General features: G+C 46.5%; 11 protein-coding genes. 1 reads left to right on the top strand and 10 read right to left on the bottom strand.

Going from position 1 to position 12,388, the window contains the following annotated elements; genetic code table 11:
* Window positions 1-16: 16 nt before the first annotated feature.
* The 3 genes from ACFQZT_RS28645 to ACFQZT_RS28635 form a co-directional block, all read right to left on the bottom strand.
* Entirely contained in the window at window positions 17-922 is a 906-nt protein-coding gene (locus ACFQZT_RS28645) for an ABC transporter permease (RefSeq protein ID WP_379305692.1), read from the bottom strand.
* Between the two features lie 81 nt (window positions 923-1,003).
* The gene (locus tag ACFQZT_RS28640; RefSeq protein WP_379305818.1) at window positions 1,004-2,686 is read right to left on the bottom strand and encodes an extracellular solute-binding protein; all 1,683 of its coding nucleotides are present in this window, start codon (window positions 2,684-2,686) and stop codon (window positions 1,004-1,006) included.
* 321 nt (window positions 2,687-3,007) lie between these two features.
* A complete protein-coding gene (locus ACFQZT_RS28635) occupies window positions 3,008-3,535 on the bottom strand; it encodes a GNAT family N-acetyltransferase (RefSeq protein WP_379305690.1) in 528 nt (175 codons plus the stop codon).
* 266 nt (window positions 3,536-3,801) lie between these two features.
* Between ACFQZT_RS28635 and ACFQZT_RS28630 the strand changes: the two genes are divergently transcribed.
* Window positions 3,802-4,446, top strand: a complete 645-nt coding sequence (locus ACFQZT_RS28630) for a lysoplasmalogenase (protein ID WP_379305688.1) — start codon at window positions 3,802-3,804, stop codon at window positions 4,444-4,446.
* A gap of 30 nt (window positions 4,447-4,476) precedes the next feature.
* Here ACFQZT_RS28630 and ACFQZT_RS28625 read toward each other — a convergent pair whose 3' ends face one another.
* The 7 genes from ACFQZT_RS28625 to ACFQZT_RS28595 form a co-directional block, all read right to left on the bottom strand.
* Entirely contained in the window at window positions 4,477-4,782 is a 306-nt protein-coding gene (locus ACFQZT_RS28625; protein WP_379305686.1) for a DUF2277 domain-containing protein, read from the bottom strand.
* Window positions 4,783-4,873: 91 nt separating this feature from the next.
* A complete protein-coding gene (locus ACFQZT_RS28620) occupies window positions 4,874-5,593 on the bottom strand; it encodes an SDR family NAD(P)-dependent oxidoreductase (protein ID WP_379305684.1) in 720 nt (239 codons plus the stop codon).
* Between the two features lie 139 nt (window positions 5,594-5,732).
* On the bottom strand, window positions 5,733-6,479 hold the full coding sequence (locus ACFQZT_RS28615) for a PIG-L deacetylase family protein (protein ID WP_379305682.1): 747 nt from the start codon (window positions 6,477-6,479) through the stop codon (window positions 5,733-5,735).
* Window positions 6,480-6,497: 18 nt separating this feature from the next.
* Window positions 6,498-7,487 (bottom strand): N-acetylglucosamine kinase, encoded by a 990-nt coding sequence (locus ACFQZT_RS28610; protein ID WP_379305680.1) that lies wholly within the window; start codon window positions 7,485-7,487, stop codon window positions 6,498-6,500.
* The gene (gene argH / locus ACFQZT_RS28605) at window positions 7,487-8,995 is read right to left on the bottom strand and encodes an argininosuccinate lyase (protein ID WP_379305678.1); all 1,509 of its coding nucleotides are present in this window, start codon (window positions 8,993-8,995) and stop codon (window positions 7,487-7,489) included. The genes ACFQZT_RS28610 and argH overlap by 1 nt, the downstream gene beginning before the upstream one ends.
* Window positions 8,982-9,761: a creatininase family protein gene (locus tag ACFQZT_RS28600; RefSeq protein ID WP_379305676.1), complete on the bottom strand. Its 780-nt coding sequence runs from the start codon at window positions 9,759-9,761 to the stop codon at window positions 8,982-8,984. Before ACFQZT_RS28600 ends, argH begins: the two co-directional genes overlap by 14 nt.
* A gap of 70 nt (window positions 9,762-9,831) precedes the next feature.
* On the bottom strand, window positions 9,832-12,357 hold the full coding sequence (locus ACFQZT_RS28595; protein ID WP_379305674.1) for an NEW3 domain-containing protein: 2,526 nt from the start codon (window positions 12,355-12,357) through the stop codon (window positions 9,832-9,834).
* Between the last annotated feature and the right edge of the window lie 31 nt (window positions 12,358-12,388).

The following is a 12,388-nucleotide window of genomic DNA, read 5'->3' as shown; positions in this document are numbered from 1 at the left end:
TTCCCCGTAACTCTATTTAAAAAATGCGGTAATTCGCGAACCGGTACGCGAGGACATACGAAACCGAAATGAAGATAAACGAAACAATCGATTTCAACAGTCCGACCGCCGTAGCGAACCCGAACTGGGATTGCTCGACACCCATCCGATATACGAATGTATCGATAATATCCGCGCTTTCGTAAACTTGCGGACTGTACAAGTTGAATATTTGATCGAACCCGGCATTGAGAACGTTGCCAATGTTTAATGTAAACATCAGCACGATTATCGGCATCATGCCTGGAATCGTAATGTTCAGCGTCTGCTTCCAGCGTCCTGCGCCGTCGATTTCCGCAGCTTCGTACAGCGACGGATTAATGCCGGTCAATGCCGCCAAGTAAACGATCGTGCCATACCCGAACTCCTTCCAAACGTCCGAAACAACCATTACATAAGGGAACCAGTGATTGTTGCCGAGAAAGTAGATCGGTTTGATGCCAAGCAAACCGAGAGCTTGATTAAGAACCCCGGACGTCGGGGAAAGTACATCGATCAATATGCCGCTGAGCAGTACCCAGGACATGAAATGCGGTAAGTAAACGAGCGTTTGAAACGTCCGCTTGATCCATTCCCTGCTTAGCTCGTTCAGCAGGATGGCGATCGTAATCGGGACAAGCAAGCCTGCAACGATTTTCATAACTGATATAAAGACAGTATTGAAAAAAATTCGGCCAATGTCGGGGTATACGAACATATATTGGAAGTTTTTCAACCCAACGAACGGCGAACCGAACAGACCTTTGGTCGGAATATATTTTTGAAAAGCCATCATAATGCCCGCCATCGGGATGTAACTGAAAACGATGACAAAAATCAGTCCCGGAATCAGCATCAAATGAAGCGGCCATTCGCGTTTCCATATGCGTGAGATCGATTTCATTATGTACCACCACCTGCTTAAATTGCCATTCTTGTTCGAAAAGAAAGAGGGATCGTGCCTGATCCCTCCCGCTGTGAAGAACTATTTGTTCTTCGCGTACCATTCGTTCACTTCTTTAGTGATTTGATCTCCGCCAAGCTTTTTCCAGTCGGCGACGAATTTATCAAACTCATCGATCGATACCTGGTTCATAATAATTTTGAAAAACACTTCATCGCGTTTCTTCTCGAGGATCGCATTCTTCTCCACCATCGTTGGCGTCGGCGCCCCGAAAAACTTCGTTTGATCGAACTGGTTATTCTTTTTCATGCCAGGAACCAAAGAAACAGAGCCCTTAGGACCGGATATCCAATATTCCCACCACATGCTGGTATCGCCGTTCACGTATTTCATGGCCCGCTCAAACCGGTTTTTCTGATCTTTCGTCTTAGGAAGACTCGCGTCTTTATTGGCGATCGCCTTCGGCAGCACTTCGCCGTTATCGTTTGATTGACTGCCAACTCTAAGCGGATTAAGCAGCCAGTAATTGTTTTTCTTTTCTACGCGGTCTTTGCCGTATTCGTACACTTTATTATCTTCCGTCTGGTTGTTATCGACGACAATCCATTGATTCATCAGCTTGATGACCGCTTCCGGATTTTTCGCCTTCTTGGACACGACGTAGTATCTGTCAGCGCCTATTCCGATTTGCGCCTTTGCCGGTTTGTCATCCACGGAAGGTATCGGATATACACCCCATTCCTGCACTTCTTTACCGTCTTTGATCGCACCAGTCGCGAGGTGAGCAGGCACCCATTCAGCGCCGTAAACAAGACCGATGTTGTTGCCGAAAATGAGTTCCGACTCTTTTTGCGTGTCTTTCACGGCGAATTCCGGATCGATCAATCCTTTTTTGAACATGTCTTGAAGCGCCTTGAGCGCTTCTTTCATTTGCGGCTGAACATAGCCCATGACGAGTTTGCCTGTACCGTCATCGATCCAGTGACTCGGATCCCCATTCGTATCCAAATAGGCATGGTAGCCATTCAAGAAACCGATGAGGCCGGTTACTCCGTCTTCTTTCAAATCTTTGTTGAATGCAATGCCGTAAGCTCGTCCGGTTCCTCCAGGATCCTTCGTTTTAAACGCCTCTGCGATGGTCATTACATCCTGCATCGTCTTAGGCTCCGGTAAATTCAGCTTTTTGAGCCAATCGGTACGAACATATAGAAACTGTGCATAGTACGGATTGGATGATCTTGGAATCGCCATCAGCTTGCCGCCAAACGTGGCGGATTTCATTTGAGAACCGCCGTCCATTTTCATGAACTTTTTGGTCTCAGGCGTAGCGACCTTATCATAGACGCCAGTGAGATCCATGATCATATCCGCTTCAATCAATTGCTGAAGCTGGGTCGCATCGACCAGCATAAAGTCAGGAATATCGTTTGACGCGATGGCGATCTTCAGCTTTTCCTTGTACTGGTTGGTATCAGCGGCAACCCATTGATTCGTTATTTTGACCCCGATGTCTTTCTCGTAAGCCGCGTATACGGAATTGTTGTCGAAGGTTTCACCTGCATCGAATTTCAAATACGGATCCCCTTCTCTAACCGTAGATACTTCCAGCACCTTATTCGTTTCCGGCGATTGCGCGGTCGCTTCCGACGTGGATGCGGATGCGGACGGTTTCGGACTCGTTTGCGTTTGGCTGCTGCACGCCGTTGTGGTGATAAGACCGGTGATTAAAGCGGCTGCGAGCACGCCCTTCCCTCTCAGTTTCATATTCATACGACCCCTCCCATATGATTGGCATTCTCTTCAGGATGCTGTATGTTATCAACTTCCTTTGATAGTTTAAGTATAAGAAGCGGAGCGCGATCCTTCCATATACCAGTGTTTACTTTCATATACACCTCTTGATGGAGTCCTCACAGATAAATACGATGTAGCATACCCATGCCCCGACAATAACGCATTGCTGGAAAAAAACAAAGGCGTCTAGAACCGTTTTTCAATCCGGTTTAGACGCTTTTTCTTCTGCAATGTCCTACTATTAATTATTTCACATCTCTCGTCCACTATTGAATGTTTTATGAACCCGGCTTACGTTGTTGTGTTGAGGTCCAGGCGCCAGTCGTTACATCGCATGATGCTTCCCGGCGGATATTCAAAGTCGCACTCGCCAATAAGCTTGAAACCGAGTTTCCCGCAGATTGCGTTTGAAGCAGGATTATCGACGGACGGAAACGCATGAATATACCGATGCTTCTGCTCTGCTTTGGCGCTGGAGATTGCAGCTGCTGTTGCCACGCTCGCTATGCCTCTACCCTGGAAAGACGGCAGAACGCCCCAACCCATTTCATAAACGGTCTCTTCCTGCCAAACGCTTTCCCAATAACCAATATTGCCGACCACTTCGAGCTCCGGATGTAAGACGATTCCAAACATCCGTCCTTTCCCTTTACCGGCGATCTCGACATACCGCTTGTGACGGGCGAGGACCTGCTCCTCGGTCTCAGTTCCTCCCAAATGCTCCAGCATCTCCGGTACATTCATACGAAAGAGCACGGCAAGGTTTGCTTCTGCCCAAGGTTCTATTCGTACTTGCGATGCGTTCGATTGATTTGGCACATTTTAACTCCTATCATCTGAAATAAGAACATATGTTTCTTTAGTATAAAGACAAAAACTATTTTTGTACATATTTTTCTTATAGAAAGATATTTTCCATCGTTACTGATTTGAAGTTGGACCGTTAGGGAAGCCCGAGGCGCCGCATTACTTTTTCAGTGGCCTCGCGAAGCCCCTGACGGTTTTTCTTTTTTTTAAACCAGTTTTAAATAAATGCCTTTATAGTGAGTGTGTGCTACATGATCTATTCAAAAGGAGAGGCTCCCATGTTAAAAAAAATACTCATTGCCGCAATAGTTATTTCCGCACTAGGATACTTAGGGGCGTTAGCAGGGGATGAATTAGTTCTACGCTGGATCCTTAAGCCTGGAACCATCCTGCTCATAATCTTGTATGCTTCCATAGCGACGAAGGGGTTCTCAGCATATAAAAGAATCGTCATAGCCGGTTTACTGGTCTCAGCCGCCGGTGATGCGCTTCTGCTAATGAACGGCAGCAAGTGGTTTATGCTCGGGGTTTTCGTCTTTTTGGTCGCGCACCTTTTCTACATCTGCGCATTTTTCTTGCGCTGGCGTTACACTGTCTTGCACTTGTTGTATCTGATTCCTATCGGAATTTATGCCTTTCTGCTTTTGCAAGGGCTTCATTCGGGAATGCTTGCCAAAGGTGCGATCGGACTATGGATGCCTATCGTAGTCTATGTCATTATCATTTCATGTATGATCTGGAGCGCGATCATTAGTAGAAACGGAATAGCCATCACTGGGGCTATCCTGTTCTTCTTGTCCGACTCATTGCTGGCTTGGAATATGTTCGTCACACCTATGGCTTGGGCAGGCTATGGCGTTATGATAACCTATTACACCGCACAATTTCTAATTGCTCAAAGTACCGTGAGAAAACACCGATAATCGTTTCCCCTGATTTTCATAGTAATATTCTCACTTATTTTTGCTGACCCGAACGACTTGATTTTCTTTAGATCCGAATCTTTTCACATTTCTGGCGTGAGCACGTTCGATTTCGATCTCGCGATTGCGAGGTTCAGCGTTAGTAACAAGTGAGTCCATTAGCTGTTTGGCAACTACAGCCACATCGTTGATGGCTTGGTTAAAAGCCGCCTCATTAGCTTTTGATGGTACGTTGAAGCCTGAAAGCTTTCTAACGAATTGAAGCGAGGCGGCATGTATCTCATCGACGGTAGCTGGAGGGTCAAAATTGAATAGCGTCTTGATGTTTCGGCACATAGCTTGCTCCTTTTTATTACTGTTTTTTTATCAATTTTACTACACGCCAACGCTCCTCGCCAGCCGAAGGCAAATCCCTCTTCCGTTATTATTATGCATTTGTATCCAACATCGCCGGCATGTTGATTTCTTTCACGCAAGAGGCCTTAGAAAGGCCGATAACACATTTAACCATTAAAACGATATCTTGAAGCGGAATTTGTGTGCCTTTATAAGCGGAGAGGACTTTGTCTATCCCCTCTTCATACGGAATTTGCGTGGCAATTTCACCTGGATTGATACAAGTCACACCAATCCCATCTTTCTTTACATGTTCACGTATAGAATGGCTGATACCGCGCAATCCGAATTTTGAAGCTACAAATGATACTTGTGTAAAGCCAGCATTTTCAAGTCCTGCAGTAGAACCAATTAAAATAATTTTGGCATTTTCCGATTTTTTAAGATTAGGCAACAGCCTCTGAATACATGTGATCGTTGAGGTTACATTGGTATGAATAATATCTGCTATTTCTTTAGGATCATCGTTCTCAAAATTATAATCGTCCCTAAATCCATTTTTCTCCCAAATCCCCACATTATAAATGAATATATCTAGGGGATCATCCTGTATAAAACTTGCAATCTTCTCACTTGACGCAGGTAATGACAGGTCAGCTTCTATCCAAATTCGATCGACTCCGTCATTCATATCTAAACTCTCAGGGCGACTTCTGGAAACAATCCAAACCTTATCTCCTTTTTCCGGCAATCCTTTTACAAAAGCATCACCCAATCCCCTGCTTGCTCCAAAAATCATATAATTTTTCATGTTATCATCCCTTCTGGGGGCTAGAAGTATAGTACTTTTAGAATTCAATTAATCCCGCATAATCCCTGCATGGTTGTCAGAAAAAACAAATCAGGACAGCCTTCCCCTTAAGGGGTCAGCTGTCCCTATGCTTTCAAGCTCAATAACATAGTTCTATCTCTGGAATTCCTGCGGTTGATTCCTGAATATCGACATATTGACCGCCAAACCTTACCTTCGTATAGTACTCATAATGGCCGATGACCCCATAGTCGCCTTGCATGACACCTGGATAAGCCCGATTGACAGAGTAGATTTGGCTTCGATGAGCTTGCAGCGCCCTCCCCTTTGCTTCCCGTTGTAGAACAATATTGACTTTCCCGGTTATTGGAACTGCACCCGATGGTGCCGAGTCTGAACAATAATCATAGTAGTGGGGAATCGATGCGAAAAAAAACGAACAAAATTCGCTAGGTCTTAGTTTCTTCTCGGATTGAAGCACCGCTTGTTCCGTGGCTCGGGATATCGCAATGTGATCTCGATGTCCGGTAACTCCATTGGGAGGAAAGGTTACGATGACATGCGGATGCAGCCGAAGGATATAGGTTTCAATCTTTTCTGCCATTTCACCTAAATCTTGGCCGGCTAGACTTCCATCCTGATAACGGAGCATATAGAAGTCGGTTACGCCTAAAACGCTGCATGCTTGGGACAACTCCTGTTCCCTGAGAGTCGCAAGTTCCTGCCGACAGGTTACAAGATACTCGCCTGGTTTCCCCCCACAACCGGAAGTTGCGCAGATCAAATAGATGTCGTGGCCGATTTCTCGATATTTCGCCATTGTTCCTGCACATGCAAATGACTCATCATCGGGATGGGCAAAAACGAACAACAGCCTTTTTTTCATAGGATCCCTCCATATGACTCATTGTTTATCTTTTATTTTATGATAATGATCTAAGGCTAAAGCCATCATTCCGTAAATAGGCTCCTTTGTCGTCCTTTCGATGTGTCCAAAGGGTGCATATTGCTTAAATTGATTCGTGACATAATCCCTCACGAACTCATTATTGTGTAAAACCCCGCCCTGCAAGATGATTTGAAAAGGCTTTGCAGGTAGATTTATTCGCTCCATGACCGCCTTCCCGCTAGCAAATAACTCTTGAGCAGCTTGCAACATGATGGAATGTGCCAATGGATCGCCTTGCAGATGAGCTTGTGAGACGAGACTGGACAGTTCACCTACTTTTTCTACAGAGTAGTTGGTGCTGTAAGTCCAATTAAATAATTCTTCGGGATCCTTAAGTCCCAGATAAGGAAGAATATGATCAGCCAGCTTGTTTGGCGCCACCCTTCCATCCAATGTTTTCAAAATGCGAATGATGGCTTGTTTACCGATCCAATATCCGCTTCCTTCATCTCCGACTCGATGCCCCCAACCTCCCGCTCTAGCGAGTATGCCTTGATCATTCATGCCATAGACAATGGATCCTGTTCCGGCAATCATTAGAATACCGGGCTGACCGCCCGTTGTTCCCATCAGCGCAGCGAAACCGTCGTTTTCGATGATCAAATGTTTAGCGCTTATGCGTAAATGTTGCAGAGCCTCTTTGACAATACCTTCGATGATCTTGCGGTCATAATCGGTGTCCAAACCGGCTAGCCCCAACGCGGCGCAATCCGTTACGAATTCCTCTTCGCGGGCGACCGCGTCCTCGATGAACTCGCTGTCCTCCAAAGCATTGCGAATGGCAAAGATAATCTCTTTCACGGCAGCTTCCCTTCCGACACCCTGATAATTACAAGAACCGGACCTGCCTTGTCCGCGGATTCGGCCATGTTCATCGAAGAGGAAACATATGCTTTTCGTGCCGCCTCCGTCTACGGCTAGAAGTGGAATCTGATGTGCTGACATTATGGGTTCCCCCACTCCTTCATGACCTCATCTAATAACTGCAGTGCAGTTTGGCCTTTATGTTTCGATGAAAGGAGCCACTCGATTAGAGCTTTTTGTTGATGACCACGGTCCTGAATCATGCGGATCATCTCCCCTGGACTTGGCCCACCTGGCAAAGAGCGTATTTGTATAAAATTCACTGGATCTAAGGATTGCTTCAGGGTATCTTTACCCACGGTCAGATTACGATCAATGATCCCGCTGGCGACTTCATTAACTAATTCCCAAGTAATTTCATTTGCAGCTGAACCTGCCGACATCGCTCTTTTTACCACGGAACTAACGATATGGTGTGAGGTTCGAAAAGAGAGATTGTCCGTTCGAACTAAGGTATCCGCCAGTTCAGTAACAGTAGCGAAGCTGCTTTCTGTCCGTTTACGCAGCACTTCTTTATTGACGTCCATCGTCCCTACAACAACGGCCAGCAATCGATAGATCTTGTCCATAAGTTCAAGAGATTTCCATGCATAGGGCTGCATATCGTCCTCGGTATCGACAATATCGCCGAATGGCGTATTGTGCATCATCGTAAGCACTGTCTCTGCATTGCCCACACAACTGGAAAGCAAGGCACGTATATGTTCCAGTGAAACAGGGTTCCGTTTCTGCGGCATTATGGAGCTAATCTGCACATAAGGAGCAGCTACCTTGATCACAGCAAATTCCTGTGTACACCAAAGCAGCAAATCTTGAACCATCCTACCAAGGTTGATAGCCGCTAATTTAGTGGCGGCAGCGACTTCGCCCAGATAATCCGCTCCGCCAATTGCATCGTAAGAATTTTCTACCAGATCGTCAAAAGCCAGAAGCTCTTTCACCCGGTGACGGTCAATAGCAAAGCCTGTCGTAGTGAGCGCTGCCGCCCCCATACTGCTGCGGTTACAGTTATTGAATGCGGCCGTCAACCGGCGTATATCTCTAGTTAATGAGTCAACTACAGCCATGATATAGTGCGCCATCGTCGTAGGCTGCGCCTGCTGGGTATGCGTGTAGCCAATCATAACGGTCTGGACATGCTCTTCAGCAAAATGAAGAAGCTGCTCGCGCAGCTGTAATGCAGATTGCATCGTGACAAGCAGCTTCTCCCTAAGGACCATGCGATAAATGGTGACACCCATATCGTTACGGCTCTTCGCCAAATGCAAATTTCCTGCAATATCGCCTGCATGCTGATGAAGCTGATCCTCCACCTGAAAGAAGAGATCCTCAAACTCTCCTGTATAGTTAGAGTGGCGTAGACTATGAAGATCAAGATTTAGAATGGCTTTCGCTATCTCGTTAACCTCTTCTTGTGTGATCAATTGCTGTTCCTTCAGCATGATCAGGTGAGCCTTGTTCACGGCCATCATGGCATCTAGTAAATGCTTTTTGGCTTCATTATATGCAGGTTCTAGTACGGCCTCGGTGTATGTTTTTCCTGGGAATACTTGGCCTTCGGTTTCCATTATACGTTCACGATTGCCCATCCGGCTGTTCACCTCCGTCTTTCTTTACCGGCTTTTGCAGCCAGTTTTCGATTAATTGATGTAAATTGGCACTCGCTTCCGCGATGATCCAGTTCCCGGCTTGTAAGGATGTCTGCCCGATTTGCCCCGTATATCCATCCCATCCCTCGGGACTGCTTTCCACCAATACATAAGGCAGATTCGATAGAGGAGGACTTGCCGTTAATTGTTCGTCACTGTCCCTTACATGAACCAATTCCGGACGAAATGCTTTGACTACCGACATTTCATAAGGACCTCCATGTCCTCTACCGTGTGTTCCTGTGAAAACTCCTGCTTCTTCAGCATCTTGTGTCGTCACCATTTGCCACCAGTTTACCAAGAGAATACTAGCGTCCATATACGCGGCCGTAATGGCTTCGGCTACTGTTCTAGCAACACCCATATTCCCATCATGTGCATTTAACAACAGCACATTTCGGATGCCCAGCTGACAAATGCCGTCAACGATTTCATATAAATAATTCGTAATGACAGACGGACTCACTGAGATCGTACCTGGATAATGACGGGTCTTGCCAGGACATGCGGTATAAGGAATCGCAGGATAAATAAGCGGCTTAAGCGAAGGATCGAGACGCCCCGCAAACCCGCTCGCCAGAATGATATCCGTACCCAGCGGTGAATGGGGTCCGTGGTATTCGATGGAACCGAGCGGAACGACTGCAAAACGTGCTTCTTCGAGAACGGACTGAATATCCCTACCATGTACATCCATAATATCCATGAGCTTAATTCCCCTCGTTAGGAAAATCGGGAGGCCCATACATTTCGGGGCCCCCCCACTGTTCTTATGGCTATTGCTTTAAGCTGATCATATTCACGAAAAGCCGAATCGCGCCAGGAACCAGGTTCGGAATTTCTCTGTACCACACAAGTGAACTATAGGTGTATGTTCCTTTGCCGTACTTAGCGCTTAAGAAAGTTCCAGTGAATTCTTTCTCCCCCGGATCTCCGTTCGAGATCAGCTCCGTATACTCGCTGCCCCACTCGGATGGGTTGTAAGCCGAACGATCTTGAATCCAGTTGTTCCAATCATCTGCAGTAATGGTATTTGGCGTCGTAAAGATCGGATGATCAGGAGCCAGCATCGTGACTTTCGAGTTTTCATCCGTGACGCGCCACTTAATTAACGGCTCACCGATTTTGATTGGATAAGGAGCAAGCTCAGGCTTCCACTTATCTTCCGGCTTATGATATTGAACGACTAGGTTGCCCCCATTCTCCACATATGAAAGCAGTCTTTGATTGCTGGCCAACAATTCCGGCCGGAAGCCATATGCGCGAATCCCCAGTACGATCGTGTCATATTGAGATAAGTCAGCCGACTGTATCGCTTTCGCATCAAGTTGTGTAACGTTCACACCAAACTGGGTTAAATATTTATCGATATTATCGAACCCGCTGGATACATAACCTACTTTCAACCCTGAAGGAACTTTTAAATCAAAGGCTTGAATCTTTAATTCAGCCGGCTGAATCAAGTAAGTTCTGCCAATATGCGGATACTCGATAACCTGAACGTTCTCCTTGCTCGTATCATCTCCACTCGTTGCTACTGCTGTTACGGTATATTTACCAACTGCTGTTCCAGCAGGAGCTTTGACTTGAAACGTAAGCGGCTTCGTCTCGCCCTTGGCGGCAAAGCTGACTTCCTGGGAAGCGGGAGTTACCGTCCAGTCTTTAGGCACGTTCAATGCAACAGTTGTTTTGGCTGCGCCCGGCGAGTAATTGCGAACCGTAACTTTGACCGGAATCGGCTCTTCGGTCTTCAATGTGTTAAGCACAGTAGCATCAGGGCTTAACGACATAGCAAAAGCCGGCAGCACAGCCACTTGCGTGGATGGGATCACATGTATTTTTCCTGAAACGCCATCCAACTGATACATGACGTCAGCGCTTACCACGGAAGGTTGGTATACCTGGAACTCCGTTGCATTCTTAGGTATTTGAACCTCGTAAGTCGCGGATACCGTCTGATTGTAGGTTAATTGATCAAACTTGGTGGTTCCGGCTGCTTTTGCCGTCCAACCTTCTGGCACATTCAGCTGGAGCTGAATATCTTTCAAATTGCTTTTGCCGCCATTGTAAGCAGTGACCGTCATTTTAACGGTTTGACCTGCAACAATTTCACTGGTTTCCGGCTTCACCTTAACCACCATCGACGTTGCTTCCATACCGGCTTTATTCAGCTGCTCCTCTTTCACCTGAAGGCGATACAGCAGATCTGTCTTGACGCTCGCTTCGAGCGTCGAAGCTTTAATATCGCTTATGGCAGCTTCAACATCCGCTTTCATTTCCTGTACTTCACGAGCTACTTCGGTGAAAACAGGGTACGCTTTTACGACTTCGCCTGCATCCTTGTTCAAGGTACGCAAATCTTTGATCACTTTCTGATCTTTACCCTTTGCTTCGACCTCTTTGGCCAAATCCTCGAACGTGAAGGCGATCCCATCAAAGAAATCATTCTCTTTCCCTGATACAGCGGATGAGCTTAACTTGTAATAGTTGAAGCTCGGGCCTTCATCGACGTGCCTGCCCATTCCTTGGCTTTTATGCATGAAGCGGGATTCTTCGCCTAATTGAACATAAGATGCGCCATAGATTTCATCATAATCTCCTACAGGTACAGCAACGTTGTAATCCTTCTCGTCAGCAGGAAGATAGAGCTTCTTGATTTGCCATGGCTGGAGGCCTTTTTTCAAATGTTCCGGGAACACTTCAGGGTTAGCGGCATCCTTGAAAGCGCGAACGGTTATCACGTTAATGGCACGGTGATGGCCGTGTGTCGATTCTTCATTGAGAAAAGCGGGAATGACCACATCAGGCCGCAGCTCTCTTATTTTCCGGATAAGTCTTTCATAAACGACGGATTCTCCCCACTTTTGCAGCGTCTCGTCCGGGCTTTTGGAGAATCCGAAGTCAAAAATGGGATCATTAATCTGCTCGCTTAATATATTCAGGTTAATATTGGTGATTTTAGAGGCTTCTTGCAGTTCGCGTGTACGAATAATGCCTAGTGCATTGCCTAGCTCACTGCCAATCTCGTTCTGGCCTCCTTCCCCACGGTTGGCAATGACACTTGATGTATTAACGCCTCTTCCTAATGAAAGATAGGCGAGCATGGCACTGTGCTCATCGTCAGGGTGTGCCCCCGTATTCATGGCACTTGCTATCGTGGTAAGCGGCTTAATCGATTTCCAGAGATCAACAACGCCTCTATCGGCGCTGGCAGTCTGCGTCATACCAGGCAGCAGCAAGCTTCCTAGTACAGCAACACTTGTGACGCTGGTTAACACTTTCATCCATGTACCCTTCTTCAAGTTGATTCCTCCTTTTTCACCTCTGAGCGCT

It is taken from the genome of Paenibacillus sp. GCM10027628, assembly GCF_042676385.1.
GTDB lineage: Bacteria > Bacillota > Bacilli > Paenibacillales > NBRC-103111 > Paenibacillus_E.
The sequence above is the reverse complement of the archived record's forward strand: the minus strand, read 5'-3'. Positions and strand labels throughout refer to the sequence as shown.

Excerpts from the sequence above, each read along its gene's own strand:
- ACFQZT_RS28645 (WP_379305692.1), bottom strand. The coding sequence starts at position 922 with ATGAAATCGATCTCACGCATATGGAAACGCGAATGGCCGCTTCATTTG.
- ACFQZT_RS28640 (WP_379305818.1), bottom strand. The coding sequence starts at position 2,686 with ATGAAACTGAGAGGGAAGGGCGTGCTCGCAGCCGCTTTAATCACCGGT.
- ACFQZT_RS28630 (WP_379305688.1), top strand. The coding sequence starts at position 3,802 with ATGTTAAAAAAAATACTCATTGCCGCAATAGTTATTTCCGCACTAGGA.
- ACFQZT_RS28625 (WP_379305686.1), bottom strand. The coding sequence starts at position 4,782 with ATGTGCCGAAACATCAAGACGCTATTCAATTTTGACCCTCCAGCTACC.
- ACFQZT_RS28620 (WP_379305684.1), bottom strand. The coding sequence starts at position 5,593 with ATGAAAAATTATATGATTTTTGGAGCAAGCAGGGGATTGGGTGATGCT.
- ACFQZT_RS28615 (WP_379305682.1), bottom strand. The coding sequence starts at position 6,479 with ATGAAAAAAAGGCTGTTGTTCGTTTTTGCCCATCCCGATGATGAGTCA.
- ACFQZT_RS28610 (WP_379305680.1), bottom strand. The coding sequence starts at position 7,487 with ATGTCAGCACATCAGATTCCACTTCTAGCCGTAGACGGAGGCGGCACG.
- argH (WP_379305678.1), bottom strand. The coding sequence starts at position 8,995 with ATGGGCAATCGTGAACGTATAATGGAAACCGAAGGCCAAGTATTCCCA.
- ACFQZT_RS28600 (WP_379305676.1), bottom strand. The coding sequence starts at position 9,761 with ATGGATATTATGGATGTACATGGTAGGGATATTCAGTCCGTTCTCGAA.